Annotated in this window: 11 protein-coding genes; 6 read left to right on the top strand and 5 right to left on the bottom strand. The window is 55.2% G+C overall.

Annotated elements, in window-relative coordinates; all coding sequences use genetic code 11:
* Together ACUXUR_RS08575 and ACUXUR_RS08570 are read right to left on the bottom strand one after the other, a co-directional pair.
* Positions 1-258: NAD(P)-binding domain-containing protein (locus ACUXUR_RS08575; protein WP_445501923.1), on the bottom strand; the 258-nt coding region annotated here is incomplete at its 3' end.
* A gap of 188 nt (positions 259-446) precedes the next feature.
* Positions 447-1,439, bottom strand: a complete 993-nt coding sequence (locus ACUXUR_RS08570; protein WP_445501922.1) for a hypothetical protein — start codon at positions 1,437-1,439, stop codon at positions 447-449.
* A gap of 208 nt (positions 1,440-1,647) precedes the next feature.
* Here ACUXUR_RS08570 and ACUXUR_RS08565 point away from each other — a divergent pair, with 208 nt between their 5' ends.
* Entirely contained in the window at positions 1,648-2,904 is a 1,257-nt protein-coding gene (locus ACUXUR_RS08565; RefSeq protein WP_445501921.1) for a glycosyltransferase family protein, read from the top strand.
* A gap of 419 nt (positions 2,905-3,323) precedes the next feature.
* Here the strand turns inward: ACUXUR_RS08565 and ACUXUR_RS08560 are convergent, their stop codons facing one another.
* Positions 3,324-4,745 carry a glycosyltransferase gene (locus tag ACUXUR_RS08560; RefSeq protein ID WP_445501920.1) on the bottom strand — a complete coding sequence of 474 codons (1,422 nt, stop codon included), beginning with the start codon at positions 4,743-4,745 and terminating at the stop codon, positions 3,324-3,326.
* A gap of 147 nt (positions 4,746-4,892) precedes the next feature.
* Here ACUXUR_RS08560 and ACUXUR_RS08555 point away from each other — a divergent pair, with 147 nt between their 5' ends.
* The 4 genes from ACUXUR_RS08555 to ACUXUR_RS08540 all read left to right on the top strand — a co-directional run bounded on the left by ACUXUR_RS08555 (position 4,893) and on the right by ACUXUR_RS08540 (position 12,259).
* Positions 4,893-6,689, top strand: coding sequence for a UDP-N-acetyl glucosamine 2-epimerase (locus tag ACUXUR_RS08555; RefSeq protein ID WP_445501919.1), 1,797 nt, complete (start codon positions 4,893-4,895; stop codon positions 6,687-6,689).
* Positions 6,690-6,984: 295 nt separating this feature from the next.
* Positions 6,985-7,914, top strand: a complete 930-nt coding sequence (locus ACUXUR_RS08550) for an LbetaH domain-containing protein (protein WP_445501918.1) — start codon at positions 6,985-6,987, stop codon at positions 7,912-7,914.
* A gap of 255 nt (positions 7,915-8,169) precedes the next feature.
* Positions 8,170-10,197 carry an acyltransferase family protein gene (locus ACUXUR_RS08545; RefSeq protein ID WP_445501917.1) on the top strand — a complete coding sequence of 676 codons (2,028 nt, stop codon included), beginning with the start codon at positions 8,170-8,172 and terminating at the stop codon, positions 10,195-10,197.
* Between the two features lie 640 nt (positions 10,198-10,837).
* Positions 10,838-12,259: a mannose-1-phosphate guanylyltransferase/mannose-6-phosphate isomerase gene (locus tag ACUXUR_RS08540; protein ID WP_445501916.1), complete on the top strand. Its 1,422-nt coding sequence runs from the start codon at positions 10,838-10,840 to the stop codon at positions 12,257-12,259.
* 81 nt (positions 12,260-12,340) lie between these two features.
* Here the strand turns inward: ACUXUR_RS08540 and ACUXUR_RS08535 are convergent, their stop codons facing one another.
* Positions 12,341-13,219: an aldose 1-epimerase family protein gene (locus ACUXUR_RS08535; RefSeq protein ID WP_445501915.1), complete on the bottom strand. Its 879-nt coding sequence runs from the start codon at positions 13,217-13,219 to the stop codon at positions 12,341-12,343.
* Between the two features lie 158 nt (positions 13,220-13,377).
* Here ACUXUR_RS08535 and ACUXUR_RS08530 point away from each other — a divergent pair, with 158 nt between their 5' ends.
* Positions 13,378-14,325 carry an NAD(P)/FAD-dependent oxidoreductase gene (locus ACUXUR_RS08530; RefSeq protein WP_445501914.1) on the top strand — a complete coding sequence of 316 codons (948 nt, stop codon included), beginning with the start codon at positions 13,378-13,380 and terminating at the stop codon, positions 14,323-14,325.
* A gap of 5 nt (positions 14,326-14,330) precedes the next feature.
* Here ACUXUR_RS08530 and ACUXUR_RS08525 read toward each other — a convergent pair whose 3' ends face one another.
* Positions 14,331-15,350 carry an alpha/beta hydrolase gene (locus ACUXUR_RS08525; protein WP_445501913.1) on the bottom strand — a complete coding sequence of 340 codons (1,020 nt, stop codon included), beginning with the start codon at positions 15,348-15,350 and terminating at the stop codon, positions 14,331-14,333.
* Between the last annotated feature and the right edge of the window lie 31 nt (positions 15,351-15,381).

Raw genomic sequence — 15,381 nt, 5'->3', positions numbered from 1 at the left:
CTGGAATTTGCCGCTGTCGACAGCCTCGGAAACGGCTTCGGAGGAGATGTGCTTGATGAGGCTCTTGCCCAGGTTGATCTGGTCGACACGTGGGGCATCGATATCAAAACCGAGGACGTTGAAGCCTGCCTTTGCGGCAGTCAAAGCCAACGGGATACCAACATAGCCCAAGCCTACAATCCCGACGACCGCAGTACGGTCATGTATCGCCACCTTCAGGCGGGCGGCGGCATCAGATATCGTATTCCTTTGTAACATCTTAATGTATCCCTGTAGCGGGGCAGGCCTTTCCCACGAATGAGGCCAGTGGTCAATATTCTTGTTAAATGGGCGGAGGGACGAAGCCCTATGTCCAGGGCCAGTGGACGGCAACGAGACGGGAGGAACGCGCTAGAGCGGTATTGTTCCCTTTTCAGGCATTATTGAAGGATGCGTCCGACTTCTTTTCAGATCTCTCCCATCGAGTCCTCCTCCAGGACAGGCTCTTCGGCCAGATATTTCGCGTCTGTCACACTCTGGCTTTCTTGAGGAAGCGACAGCCCCTGAATGAAGGCCGCGTATGGTTTCACTGCAGGCAGGAACGCAGCGCTCTGAAGCAAGCCCGTAAAGAAACTGCTGACCAAAGCAAGGTATGCCCGCAGCAGGGCAAAAACGATAAAAACCTCACCGAAATCAACGTCAATTGCCTTTGATTCGTGCATTAATAGAATGAATATAGAAAACACAAGTGCAAAGAAGAGAGGTGCGAAACTGAAAGAAGAGGATAATATCAAGCGGTTTTGATACGATTTATAATAAAGGTCAACCTCTTCGGTGTGCGCATTTTTGCTGTTGAGTTTCCAGGCTCCTGCTTCTTTTGCATGCTGAAACAGCCCATGCGTTGCGTCCGTAATCCTGCCCGTAAGGGTTTTCATTATACCATAGAGCCCAACAAAGCAGGTAAGAACTACTCCGACTCCTATCGTGCCATAATGTGGCGGGAGATGAATGATGAGACCGATGAGACTGACAACGAGGACGCAGACAATGCTCACCGTTCGCATGCTGACGTTCGAGAGGCGCCCATAATAGTTCGAGGCGCGTGCGATATTCCCCTGGACCAATTTGGCCGCCGGCGAGGCCCTCAACTCCTCTGCGAACCATCGCTCCCGTTCCACCGTGACCTTGGCTTCAATAAGTGTCTGTCCGGCGCGTGCCACGAGCGAGATCAATGCGAACACAATGGCCGCGGAGATAGCATAGACTTTGTTCTCCGCGAGAGCGCTAAGGCCTGAGCGGTCTTTCATGCCAAGAACATCAAAGCCGAAATACAGCGCTATCATGGCCGAGAAACCGACCGATGAGCCGATCAACGCAATTCCGGCAACCGTGTGGAGCGCCACGTTCAGCTTGTTATTGGCTACAGTGGCCAGAACCAGGGCGCGGTCTCGTCTATTCATTAATCCTCTGCCTTAAGATGAGCCGGACGCTTATCACGACTATGAATCGGGTCACAATACCGGTTCAGAGGGGGGGGGGCTTGCAAATCTGCCCGCTTGGTAGGGCATGGTTGAGGCTGGGCGCTTTCTCCTGCGGATCAGGTCCCTTCGGGATGTGTTGCTAAACAAGTGCCTCTTCTTTAAACGCCCTTGGCGTCAGAACAGGTGGATGCCCAAAGTGGTCAGGTTGCGAGTTTTTCAAGGCATAACCGGGTCGGCGGGTCAGCCTGCGGCACTGGCCAAAGGGCTGCGACAATATGGCGTCGATGCACGAAGCATCATCATCGGAGACAATCACTTTTCTTACGCCGCTGATGATGTCATCAATTGTTCGTTGTCGGACTGGGTCTCGATTGGTAGGTATTTAGCAGAAATTGTCGATAGTTACGATATTTTTCATCTGCATATGAGGCCTTTTTTCTACTGGAATCCCAATGAATTCTACTTTCCTGCTTTGTTAGATCTGGTTCTCCTCAAAGCGGCAGGCAAGCGGGTATGTTTTCACTTCCGTGGAAGCGAAGTTAGAAAGCCGTCGCTTTTCCGGGCGACAAATAGATTTCACTATGCCGATGAGGACCCAGACCGTTTATTCAAGAAATTCAATGAGTCCTCACAAGAGGCCTACATCAACTATATTTCAGCGATTGCCGATCGTGTGTTCGTAACTGATCCAGAACTCCAAAGTTACGTGCCGGGAAGCATCGTTATTCCTCGTTACGTTCAGCCTCCAGAGACGGTCAAGGCTCGGCCTCTGAGAGGAGAGAATCCTGTCGTGCTGCATGCGCCGTCGCGTCGAGGCGTAAAGGGTACGGATTTTGTTCTGGCCGCAGTTGAGCAGTTAAAGCGTGAGGGACATGCATTTGAGTTCAGGTTGATAGAAGGGCGCTCCAACGCAGAGGCACTCAGTGCAATCGCCGACGCTGACATCCTAATTGATCAGCTTCGAATCGGTTGGTACGGAGTTTTAGCTGTCGAAGGCTTTGCATTAGGGCGTACAGTCATTTCATATATCCGGCCCGACCTGATCCACACTTTCGGTGCAGATCCGCTGCCTTTGGCGAACGCGGATCCAGAGACCATCATCGATGTTCTTCGCCAACACATTACGCAGCGGCATTCGCGGGAGCAGATGGCGCGTGCGGGCCGGGAGTGGTTCGAGCAGACGCATAGTGCGGAGGCTGTGATGCCGCTCCTCGTAAGCCACTATCAGGACATGATGCTTGCGCCGAAACCGGTCGACGCTCGAACCGTTCAGCGCTTGCTCGAGTATCAAGCAAGCCTAAGGTCGGGGTCGGGTTGGCTTTCTATTCTGCCCCCCGCTCTTCTGGAAAATGTCACAAAATTCAAATACGTGAACAAGAATGATGGAATGGCAGCCGCAGTACGTTCCATGGTGCGATTCTTGTCCAGAAAGCTATTTAAGTAAGCTCAGCGCGCGATAAAGCACGAGATCTGCCGCGTCCTAAGAGAGTTGCTTGCATTGATTGAGGCGGACGAGCCTGCATCTGAGTGCCGTGAATGCCAGACGGATGTCGGGGCGACGCTCATAGCGAATGGCAAGACGGTGAAAGCGGTTTAGTCGTGTCAGGGGTTTTCATGGTATTGCCGCAATTTCTCCGGCGATCGATGCCCCAGTATATGATCGGTTGGCCGGTTTATCGGCAGGGGAAGGGACTGGAGGATGCCCAGAGAGTGTCAGGCGCAAGACGGTTGGTCAGGCCAAACCAATCGGGGCACCCCAGTTCAATTAGGTGTTCTCGATGCCATGGCGAAAGCCATGGCAAGCCGCTGGTTTCCTGACTGCACCCGATTGCAATTCCTTGATTTCGTCCTCACGGAAGCGCTTTAGGCCATGAGTTTGGGGAACGCGATGGGGCGCCCCAGTTTCGCATACATTTCCTGCAAGCGGCGGGCTTGAGTTGCCCAAGAGTACTCTCGGCTTAGCGCTTCTTTACCGCTGGGCGACAGAGTATAGCGCTGCCTGTTCTCGTAAACATGCCTAATTGCTTCGGCGATGGCGCTTGGGTTTGTCTCATCCATGCAAACACCATTGCCGACACGTTGGATGAACTTGCTCATTTCAACTAAGTTCGAAAGGCAAAGAGGTAGATCTGCAAAAGCCATCTCAAACAATTTGTTCGGCAGAGCGTACCGATGATTAAGCGAAACGTCTTGGAACGCGCAGACACCAACATCCCCAGTTCGCAATGTGTCGACGAGAATGTCTTGGGGAACAGATTGAAGAAAGTGTACGCGGTCAAGGCAACCTTCTTCTTCAGCGATCGCTCGGAGCCAGCTGTCGAACTTGTCCTTTCTTGGACCTTGAATGGCAAGGTGATAGCCGGGCAGATAACGGAGAGACTGTACGATCTTATCGACGCCTCGTGCCTCCAGGCCAACTGCCCCTGTGTACACTATGAGCGGTGTCTCGGCGCTGAGGCCGCTTTGGCTGCGAATGTCGTGGCCAGGAGGCGCTGTGTTGGTCAGGAAGCGGTTGTCGGGCGCATTCATGACCAGGATAGGGCGCTTCTTCTTGAAGATATCGAAGTAAAAGTCTGCAGCGCTGTCACAGCAGACGACCATTTCGTCGATATGTTGGAAGAGATCCTCTTCCAGTTCTTTTATGAACTGCTTCCTGTCTGCTGGCAGCGGCGGGGTGCGCTCTGTTTCGATCTCGTGCGCGTCAAAAATGACTTTTGCGCCCGTGAGTTTCGATAGGGCGACGGCGCCAGGCAGAGCCATCAGGTCGTGAGCATGGATAATATCTGGCAGAGTTTCGAATCTGTGGCTGATTAGATTTTCAGCAAATTGATAATAACGATAATAGAAAACGCTTCCTTTTGCGGCCTCAAGTTCCGCAACAAGATTTTTAAGTTCTTGTTTTTTGCTCTTATACTTCTTTTTTAGAAAATGCCCTGTTGCTTTATTTGCTGCCTCGTAATAGACACGCTCACGTTTCTCGTTTAACCAGTTGGCTAGTTCTTGCTTGCGGGCGTTCGCTTCCCTGAGAGCCTTGTCTGTTTGATCTATAAGGTCCTGATTGCGTCCAAAGACACTCAATGCAGTCGCTTTTATTCTCGATGAAACTTTCTTTGAATCGAAATAGGGAATTCGGCGTACATTGATGCCGTGGGCTTGTTCCGACTCTGCAGAGCCAGGCACTAGCAGTCCATACAACCATACGTCGTACCCAGAATCACGGAGTGTCGCCGCCTGCTTCATCACCCGCCCATCGACGGTTCCTGCGTTTGCGACCAGAGAGAACACAACCGTTTTCCGCTTAGGATGGCTGAGATCTCTATATAAACGGACAAGGCGACTAGACATGCTGTTCCCTTTGATCTCCGGGGCTATACAGATTATATCGTGCGGCTATACAGCAAGGCCCTACCCGCGTCCAGCAAGGTTCATTACATGAAAAAAATCATAACCGTTGTAGGAAACAGACCTCAGTTTGTGAAAGCTGCGATTGTTGCGAAGCAGTGGGCGCAGGCCGGGATTGATAAGCAGCTTAGCAATTGCCTCGTCCATACGGGTCAGCACTATGATCAGCAGTTGAGTGATATATTTTTTCATCAGCTTGGGCTGCCAAGTCCTGACTACAATCTGAAGATCGGATCTGGGCCGATCATTGATCAGATCGGCGCCATGTTGCCGCTACTTCGGGAAATCTTCGAGGAGCAGAGGCCCGATGGTGTCTTGGTTTATGGCGATACAAATTCTACCATTGCCGCGGCGCTGGCAGCAGCGCACCTCCATATTCCTCTCTTTCACGTTGAAGCAGGGGAGCGTAATTTTCGCAGGTTCCGAGCCCCCGAGGAAGTCAATCGAATTGTAACAGACGAACTTGCTTGGCTCTGTCTGACATCGACGGAAAAAGCTCAGCAATACCTTCTTCGGGAGGGTTTCGCTGCTGAACGGGTGGTGTGGGCCGGCGATCCCATGTACGACCTATTCTGCTGGGCGCAGTCCCAACTCAAGCACGTTGAGACAATCTCCATAAAAGATTTGGGTTTGGCCCCTGAAGAATACGCGTTGGCCACACTGCACCGAGCGGAAAATACTACAGAGAAATCAAGACTTCTGGATCTGCTTTCCGCACTTGATCGAGCGCCGTTGCCTGTACTTCTGCCTATCCATCCACGGGTGCGTAATCTCCTCTCGCAATGGGAATGGCAACCTTCGGGTTCTCTGAAAATCATAGATCCCCTTAGCTATTTCGATATTCTAACCGTTCTTCTGGATTGCCGGGTCTGCATCACGGATTCCGGGGGGCTGGCGAGGGAGGCCTTCTTCGCGGGCAAGCCTGGGATCATCCCGTTGCCTAACTCTGGATGGAACGAAATCGTAGAGGCTGGGTGGGCGAAGGTTATTCCGGGGAGCGGCGAGGAGCTACTTCAGGCGATCACTGATTTCAAACCAAGTGGTGCACGGCCTGACGGACTGTTCGGCAATGGGCGGGCATCGGAGCGTATCGGGTGGGAGATCCTCCGATATCTCGATCGTCCTCGAGAAGAAGGTGCGTGGCATCCGCTTGGTGACTTCTTTGCAATTCCGCAGCCTGAGGACAGGTCTAAATTTACATATTCGGCACTGCGCAATGGGCTTGGTCAGCTAGCTGATAATGGCATCAGAATCGTTCCATTGGGCAGCGGAGAGCCTGGTCCCAATGAACTAGCGATCGTCTATCTAGTGAGTAGCAATTTGTCGGCGGCTGCCAATCTGGCAGAGATCCACGCCGAAGCTGGACAATCTGTTACTTTTATTCTGCGCGTCGATTCAAGTATCTATAATATTCTCTCCGGTGAGGTGCAGGCGTTCCTTCGCAAAATTGCTGCGCAGAAGCATCAGATTGGGCTTTGCTACGATGAGGAGGCCTGGGGTGCACAGGAAGATGATGCAAGGTTTGCTGCTGTAATGAGTATGCTTCTCAATGGAACGGTGCGGTGGGTCTATCGAGATCAACGCCTGATTACTATTGGGAAGGATGGGGCAGAAGTGGCTGGGATCGACGAAATTACCAGCCTTGGTCCTAACGAGGTCCTATGGGAGAACTTCCCAAGTGCCGAATTGCTTCCCCGAGCGGTCCTTGTTGATGCGGATCCTTGGAGCGAAGCACCAATTTCCTTGTTCGAGCTCAAGCAGAGAAAGGTCGTTTCTCAGCGCCAGACGATGGAACGTGAGTTGGGTCTCGTACATAGGAGCGGGTAACACCCCTTCCTCTAAGCCAAGCAGATCCTTTATTGTGGTCTCCCTAGGTTCGCCGTTTATCTGGTCCGATCTCTGAAAAGCCGGCATGCTCGAGCGACAATGAGAAGGGGCGTGATCGTTGATCAAATCTGTCCTAAAGCTATTGGAGGCGGTGTTAGGCAGATCCTGAGTAAAAGACGTAAATTTGCTCTGTTAGGTGCCGCAAGGAGACTCTTGACACCGTTTTATTTTTGGCTAGCTCAAGTCGTCCGACTATAGGATAGTTATTATAAGCTGCTCGTAAAGGGGGCGATGCATGTTTAAGCAGTCGACTATCAGGCTTAGTTCCTTTAGCAACAATTTCGATTGTATCGTGCGCGATTGCTCCTTTTACGGTGTCGGCAAGATTCCTACGCGTCTGTCGAACAAACTGGTGCCGGTTGGAAGCTCAAAGTTTCTTCCTGAATTACTGAGGGGCATCGATGGTGTGGCCGGCGTCATTTGCCCACCGGATCTGCTCGAGCAGATTCCAGGCCATCTCGGTTGTGCCATAAGCAACAAGCCGCTTGAAGCGGCCTACAAACTCCACAGGCACCTTGCAAACACGAAAGATCATTTTTGGGAGTCGTTCTCATCACGTATCGATCCTTCTGCCAAGATCCATCCGACAGCTTATGTTGCCGAAAGTGACGTCATCATTGGCCCTGGTTGTGTGATCGGCCCCCATGCCTCCATCATGGAGCGGGTGGTTCTGGGGGAGGGGACCATCGTAGGCCCCAATACTGTCATTGGTTCTTCGGCCTATGAGATGGCTGAGATTGATGGCGTGCCCCAACTTCTTGATCAGGTCGGCGGAGTAAGAGTTGGGCAGGGTTGCGTGTTTCTTGCCGGAGTCACGGTTGCACGCAGTACGTTTGCAACATGGACCGAAATAGGTGATTTCTGTTCCTTTGATAATCTTGTTCATGTTGCTCACGACTGCGTGCTCGGACGAGGCGTGAAGATGACGGCCTGTTCGATGCTAAGTGGTCGCGTAACTCTTGGGGAGAAAGCTTACATCGGCCCAAATGCTACGGTATCAAACGGCGTTACTATTGGCGCCGGGGCCTTGATTACGATTGGGTCGGTCGTGGTATCGGATGTGCCTCCAGGCAAGAGGGTGACTGGAAACTTCGCCGTTGATCACTCGGCCTTTAAACGTCATATCGCAAGCATCGGGAAGACGAGGCAAAACTCAGGGCGCTAGCCTTATAGCCGCGCGCTGGGCGGCAACACGCTCTTGAGCGTGTTTATACGGTAGATAACCGAGGGGTAGGTTCAGTCTGGAGTTCATCATCGCGAAGCTGCGTCAAATTTTGGTGCAGTCGCATGCGGCTCGAGCATTGCGGTGGCTCACGGAAAGACCGCTACTCCAGAGTAAAATGCAAGGTTGAGGCCTGAAGCCGGAGATAGCCATCTTCCCAACCGCCAAGCGATTGCAGATTGAATTGGAAGACGACACATGATCACCATCGGCTTCAGGCCCCAGATCCAAGGACTTAGGGCCGTCGCGGTTGCAGCGGTATTGGTGTATCATATCTGGCCTGCCTTCGTGCCAGGTGGCTATGTTGGGGTTGACGTCTTTTTCGTAATTTCGGGCTATCTCATTACGGCTTCGTTGTTGAAAGAGGTAGAAACCACCGGTCGCATCAACATCGCGGGCTTTTATGCACGCAGGATCAGGCGGCTTTTACCTGCGTCTAGTCTCGTCTTGCTTGTTGTTGCCTTGTGCTTGCCACTGATCCCAAGGACTCAATGGCTTGACATAGCGACGAGCATTGCCGCGAGTGCACTTTATTTTCAGAATTGGATTCTCGCGGCTCAAGCCGTTGATTATCTCGCCGCCGACAATGCCATTGGACCATTAAAGCACTTCTGGTCATTATCCGTCGAAGAACAATACTATATCGTGTGGCCGCTGGCTTTGTCGTTCGCGATACGACTAGCAAGACCTTCAGCTGACAACTCACACTCTGTGTTGACCTGCATAGCAGGGGGAATTGGCCTCCTCTCGCTCCTGCATTCGATCTATCTTACTCCACTTGATCCGAGTCTTGCCTACTTCGCTACATCGACACGTGTGTGGGAACTTACGCTTGGGGGTGCACTTGCGCTTTTCCATGACGGGAATGGCTTTCTTTCTGCGAACCTGCGGCGCGTAATTGGGGAGATTGGCCTTGTCGGTATTCTAGTGTCATGTATCACCTATTCGAATAGTACTAAGTTTCCTGGATACGCCGCTCTTCTACCAACTTGCAGTGCGGCGCTCATAATAATCTCGGGCGAGACGCACTCCCGTTGGTCTCCTGTTGCCCTCCTCAGAAGTCGGGGTCTCCGGTACTTTGGCGATATATCGTACTCGCTGTACCTTTGGCATTGGCCTGTGTTGTTTTTTTATGAGCAGGTTACTAATCGTGAGGTCGGTCTAGCAGACGGCATGGGCATAATTGTGCTCTCCTGTCTTCTAGCGCATGCGACGAAGAGCTTGGTCGAGGATGTATTCCGCAGGCCGAAGTACACGGGAGCTCGCGCTATTGGGCTCGCAACCGGTTGTATTGGTAGCGCTCTTTTAGCGGCTGGGGCGGTGCATCTGACCTTCAAGAATTTGGAAACTTCCATCACAGCAGCAGTGAATGCTCCGGTTGGAGCGGCTGCTCTTACGATTCCAGATTATGACTGGGCTTCGCAGGATATTACTGCAGTTATCCCGCCGCCGGAGAGAGCACGGGCCGATATTCCATCAGCATACAAGGAAGGCTGCTATCACAACCTTAAGGAAACCAGCCTCAAATCATGTGACTATGGAGATCCTGCAAGCAACTACAAAGTGGTCCTGATTGGTGACTCTCATGCGGCTCAATGGTTTCCGGCCTTTCAGGAGATTGTTAAGCGTCGACCCATTTTCTTCCGTGGAGTGGCGAAGACGAGTTGCGCATTCTCACTGAATGCCATCTATATTGATGCACTAAAAGATAAGTATAGCTCGTGTGTCGAGTGGTCGAAGAATATTATCGACTGGCTAAAGACGGAAAAGCCGGACATTGTCCTGGTCGCCCAATATCCACGATATCAAGCCTCAAAAGAAAGAACTGCTGAGGATGATCAACAAGTGGCAGAAGGGATGGCGTCTGCGTGGAGGGCTGTAAAAAGCATTGGCATTGATCTGCGAGTGATCCGCCCGACGCCATGGTTTGGGAAAAGGCCTGAAAAATGTCTAGTAACCAGCAGCAGCTGGAAGGAGGACTGTGTCGCAGTTCAATCTGAGGCATTGGTGCATGACGCAATTGTAATTGCATCCGAGATGGAAAAGGTTGAACTACTTGATTTCACTCAAAATTTCTGCGACGGACGGGTATGCCCCGTCGCACTCGGAGGCGTACTGGTTTATCGTGATATACATCACATGACATCAACGTTCGCGAAGACATTATCTCCCTTCTTAGAGAAAGCGCTTTTCGTGAAAGTACCCTCTACTAAGCTGTCGAATTGATGCGGGGAGTGAGCTTTGGAGCGGTTAGCAGTCGCGTGGAATCGGAAGAGATAATTACCTAGAGCTGGTTGTTATCGGCCGTGTCGCGCCGCATCCGCCAGTTCCTCTACTCCGAGACTTGCGTGAGCGGATCGAGCGTACGGTACGGTAGTAGGGGGAGTCTCAATTCAGCAGGCGGTGCTACGCTTTGACGAGATTTCTTCCGCGGCCGTGAAGCTGATGCTGCGCTTCCATGAGAACGGCAGCCCGGGCTCGGCCCGCTTCGATGACCATCGCTGTCCGATCCTCAAGCCGAACGAGGCACTCGTTCGTTCCTGGAGGTCAGGGCCGATATCTCGTTGGCCTAGATCTATCCGAACTGCGCCAGCACGTCATCATGGCTGGCTCAACCTCCACCATCATCCGCCGACTCAATATTTCCGCTGCGTGATCTCAAGTGCCATGAGGCTCTTCTGCCATGAGGCTCTTCCGGAACAGACAGACAGATTTTGGCAGAACGAACCCAACTGCCTCTTGGTACGGAGCCAAGCGCCCTGATCAGGCCTCGTGGCCCTCTCAATCCGATTAATGACTGTTTCTTTTAGCACTTCCGGCCTGTAGATTGCGATTATGAAACATTATCCCTCTAGGAGGGCCGGATATGAACGAGGGCGACAAATCCATTCTGCCCGTCATCCTATGCGGCGGCTTAGGGAGCCGCCTCTGGCCGGCTTCCCGGGACAGGATGCCCAAGCAATTCATAAAGTTGCTAGGCGACTACTCCACATTCCAAAGCACCGTTCAGCGCGTCACAGCGCCGCACGTTTTCCTTCACCCGACGATCATTTCCAGCAACGATGTCCGCTTCATCGTCGCCGCGCAGTTGGCACAGATCAGCGCCGAGGCCGACATCATTCTCGAGCCCATCCAGCGTGACACCGCCGCCGCGATTGCGGTTGCTGCCTGCCATGCCGCCCGCCACAGTCCTGATACGGTCGTGCTCGTCGTCGCGGCCGACCACGTAATCGATGATCCCGCAGCTTTCGTTGCGTCATGCGAGGCGGCTCTCGAATCCGCGAGCCAGGGGTACATCATGACCCTGGGCGTGGTGCCGCAACATCCTGCGACCAGCTATGGCTACATCCAGCTCGGTAACCCGATCAAAGGCACGGATGCCTTCCGCGTCGATCGCTTCGTCGAGAAGCCGAATGCCACAACGGCACAGAGCTACACCGACCAAGGCTTCCTTTGGAACAGCGGGAACTTCCTGTTTCGCGCCGACGTGATGATCGAGGAGCTTGAGCGCTTTCAGCCCGAGATCCTCGCTGCCGCTCGGGAGGCTCTCGAAACCGCAGCGATCGACCTCGACTTCATTCGCCTCAACGAGGACGCCTTCAAAAAGGCCCCGAAGATCTCGATCGATTACGCTGTCATGGAGCGAACCGAGCGGGCGGGCGTTCTGCCGGTTTCGTTCTCCTGGTCCGATATCGGCACATGGGGTGCCCTATGGGATGCGTCCCGGCAGGATGAGGCCGGCAATGTCCTGCGCGGCAACGTTGAAGTGGTTGAGGCTCGCAACAGCCTCATTCACAGCGACGACATTCTCACCACGGTCGTAGGCCTCGAAGACATCGTCGTCGTGGCCAAGCCCGATGCGGTGTTGGTGACGTCGCGCAGCCGCTCCGAGATGGTGAAGGACCTGGTGGTCTCCATGCGCGCCAAGCAGCGCCCCGAGGCCAGCGAACACATCCGCATGTACCGTCCATGGGGCTGGTACCAGCGCATCGACCACGGCTCCCGCTTCCAGGTGAAACGCATCATGGTGAAGCCGGGTGGACGCCTTTCTCTGCAGAAGCATCACCATCGCGCGGAGCACTGGGTGGTTGTGAAGGGCACGGCCGAAGTGACCGTGAACGAGAACGTGTCTCTCGTGCACGAGAACGAGTCCATCTACATCCCGATCGGCTCCATGCACCGCCTCGTCAATCCAGGCTGCATTCCGCTTGAGGTGATCGAGGTTCAGGTCGGTAGCTATACGGGAGAGGATGACATCATTCGCGTCGAGGATATCTACGGACGCTAAGGCGGCCTCCAATTACGACTTGGTCAGCGGTTCCGGTCTTGCTCAGGACCGGAGCCTTTTTGTTGGAGCGATCCCGCGTTCTCAGACAACACTCGGCGGATCGACTTGGATCCCCATCGAAAAGTCGCGGCTTTCACCGGCAGGGATCATCACGATGCCGGGCTTGTCCTTGAATTCGCCTTCGAACCCGTCAGGATCGGCATAGCCCTGCCAGGGCTCGATGCAGACATAGCCTGCGCCGGGTTTCGTCCAGATGCCGAGATGCGGCATGGTCGGGAAAGATACCGTGAGGGAGCGATGGCCTGGAACGCCGTAGCGAACCTGACGGCTCGCAAGTTCGCTCCACACGAGCGCACCATCCTGAAACAGATCGTCGTGGAGCTGCAGGCGATCACTCTGCACCGGCGTCGGGCGCGAGGCTGCCCCGATCAATCCATCGGACAGCATATGCAAAGCGGCCGGCTCCGCAGCCTCGAAGCGGATCTCATGCGCATCGCGCTCGCCGCCATAGGGCAGGGGCCAGCGCAGGGCCGGGTGGAAGCCGAATGACACGGGGATGGAGCGCCTCCCCGGATTCGTGATCGATGCGGCGAAGATGAGTCGCCCTCCATCGAGCCGGTAGGTCATGTCAAATCTGAAATCGAAGGGAAACTGCTCGCGCGTGGCGTCGCTCGCGTTCAGGCGAAACCGGCAGAATTCTGGAGCCGCATCGACAATCTCGAAAGCCAATGCACGGGCAAACCCGTGCTGCTTCATGGAATAGACGCGCCCATCGATGCGCGCTTGGTCATTGCGCAAGCGGCCGACGATCGGGAAGAGGAGGGGGGAACGTCCCGTCCAGAATGCTGGATCGCCATCCCACAGCAGATCCCGGCCCTGCTCGTCGCATAGGCGGACCAGTTCCGCGCCCTGTGAGGAAATCTGGGCCTTGAGATGATCGTTGGACAGCGTGACTGTCATCGAATGCTCCTGAGATGCTGCTGGCTTTCGACCGCGAGTGTAGCGCAAGGTTCGAGAAGCGGGAGCCCTAAGGCCAAAAGTCCTGCCGTTCACGGTGATCTTTTGTCGTTCTCGGGAGTTGTGCCCCTCTAGGATCGACAGAAGGGGACCATGGCGGGATGGGAGCCAACGGAGACATTCTCGATTGCCTGATCGTCGGCGGGGGGCCGGCCGGGCTGACGACGGGGCTTTATCTGGCGCGCTTCAAGCGTCGCTTCCTCATCGTCGACAGTGGGACGCCGCGGGCTGCCTGCATCCCGGCCAGCCACAACATCCCGATGTTCGCGGACGGTATTTCCGGCAAGGATCTTCTCGCCCGGGCGCGCACCCATCTGGAGCAATATGGCAAGTGCATTCGAGGCGGGAAGGTGACGGGCCTGCGCAAGCAGCCGGATCGCTTCATCGCGCTTGTCGAGGACGATGATGGCGGCACGAGCCAGATTGCGGCGAAGCGCGTGGTGCTCGCCACGGGTGCGGTCGACATCGAACCCGATCTGCCTGACGTGCCCAATGCCGTGCAGCGGGGTCTCGTGCGCTATTGCCCCATCTGTGACGGCTATGAATCGCGGGACCAGAAGATCGCCGTCATCGCCTATGGCGCTCATGGTCTCGGAGAGGCGGTGTTCATTGCACGCACCTATTCCCGCGACGTGACCCTGCTCACCCTCGGACAGCATCTGGAACTGAATGAAGAGCAGCGGGCCAGGCTCGATGAGCATGGCATCAAGGTCGTCGAGGCTCCTGTCGAGTCCCTCGATATGGAAAACGATCGCATCACCGCGCTTCACGTGGGCGGCAAGGAGCATCGATTCGATGTGCTCTATTCGGCTCTGGGCCTGAAATACCGCTCCGACCTCGCCCTGTCGCTCGGGGCCGAGCAAGATCAATCAGGCAGCCTGATCGTCGACGATCACTGCCAGACGAGCGTGAAAGGGCTCTATGCAGCGGGCGATGTCGTGCGCGGCGTCGACCAGATCGTAGTCGGCATGGCTCACGCTGCCCATGCCGCCACGCATATCCATAATCATTGCGATCTGCCGACCGAAGACGAGCCGGGCGGCGCGTGATGCTGTCAGGCGAGAGCTCTCGCGAGAAGGGGCAGGCTCACATCCATACGGTAATCGACCGATGAATGATTGTCGGGGAACTCCTCATAGGTGTGGGTGATGCCCGCAGCCTCGAGCTTCCGGTGCAGCTGCCGCGAACCATAGACCATGTTGTACTGGTCGGCGTCTCCGCAATCGATGTAGAAGGCCTTCAGCTTCTTCAGGTTGGCCTGCATCTTGGGATCGTCGGCCATGCGCAGCGGGTCCCAGCGCAGCCAGTTGGCCCAGCGTTCCTCGATGACCTCGCAGGTATGGAGATCGACGGGCAGCCGGATGCCGCAGAAATGGTTCGGGTCCGGGTCGAAGCTCGCGGCCTGGGCGAGGATCATCAGCACATGCCAGTCCTGGTCCTTGACCTTCGGTCCCTGCTCGAACTTGTTCAAAAACGTGTCGATGGACATGCCGTGACCCGCTAGGTGCCTGAGCGCGCCGGCGAACTCGCCGAGGTGATAGAGGTATTCGAAGCCTACATCGCCGGAATGGGAGGCTGCCGCCGACCAGACCGAGCCGCCATGGCGCAGGGCATGGACGAGGGCGCCGTAGCCGCCCGAGCTCTTGCCGAACACGCCCCGGCGTCCGTCTCCGCCGCAGCCGAAGCGCTCCTCCACGAGGGGCAGCATCTCGCGGGTGAGGAAGGTCTCCCAGGCACCCATCGCGGCACTGTCGATATATTGGTTGCCGCCAAGGCGCGTGAAGCAATCGGGGAAGGCCACCACGACCGGGGGCATCGCGCCCGTCCCGATCAGGCGGTCGAGCCGCTCCGGGACGTTCTCGCCATAGTTCTTCCAGTTGGTGTGGGCGGGTCCGCCCGCCGTATAGCCGACGAGGTCGACGAGGAGAGGGAGGCCCCGTCCGTCATGGCCTGCCGGCACGTAGACGTCGATCCGCCGCCTTGTGGGATCACCGAGGAGGTTGCCCTTCAAGCACTCGCTGTCGATCCGGAGGCTGTGCACCACACCTTCCGGCACGTTCTGGTCCTTGCGCATCGTTGATCCTCTTGGCTTGCCCTTTTGGCTC

This window comes from Microvirga medicaginis, from assembly GCF_052658925.1.
Note: the sequence above shows the minus strand (reverse complement) of the source record. Positions and strands in the feature narration are given on the sequence as shown.

What these genes read in the sequence shown, in the direction of transcription:
- ACUXUR_RS08570 (WP_445501922.1), bottom strand. Translation starts at nt 1,439, where the DNA reads ATGAATAGACGAGACCGCGCCCTGGTTCTGGCCACTGTAGCCAATAAC.
- ACUXUR_RS08555 (WP_445501919.1), top strand. Translation starts at nt 4,893, where the DNA reads ATGAAAAAAATCATAACCGTTGTAGGAAACAGACCTCAGTTTGTGAAA.
- ACUXUR_RS08530 (WP_445501914.1), top strand. Translation starts at nt 13,378, where the DNA reads ATGGGAGCCAACGGAGACATTCTCGATTGCCTGATCGTCGGCGGGGGG.
- ACUXUR_RS08545 (WP_445501917.1), top strand. Translation starts at nt 8,170, where the DNA reads ATGATCACCATCGGCTTCAGGCCCCAGATCCAAGGACTTAGGGCCGTC.
- ACUXUR_RS08535 (WP_445501915.1), bottom strand. Translation starts at nt 13,219, where the DNA reads ATGACAGTCACGCTGTCCAACGATCATCTCAAGGCCCAGATTTCCTCA.
- ACUXUR_RS08525 (WP_445501913.1), bottom strand. Translation starts at nt 15,350, where the DNA reads ATGCGCAAGGACCAGAACGTGCCGGAAGGTGTGGTGCACAGCCTCCGG.
- ACUXUR_RS08565 (WP_445501921.1), top strand. Translation starts at nt 1,648, where the DNA reads ATGCCCAAAGTGGTCAGGTTGCGAGTTTTTCAAGGCATAACCGGGTCG.
- ACUXUR_RS08540 (WP_445501916.1), top strand. Translation starts at nt 10,838, where the DNA reads ATGAACGAGGGCGACAAATCCATTCTGCCCGTCATCCTATGCGGCGGC.
- ACUXUR_RS08550 (WP_445501918.1), top strand. Translation starts at nt 6,985, where the DNA reads ATGTTTAAGCAGTCGACTATCAGGCTTAGTTCCTTTAGCAACAATTTC.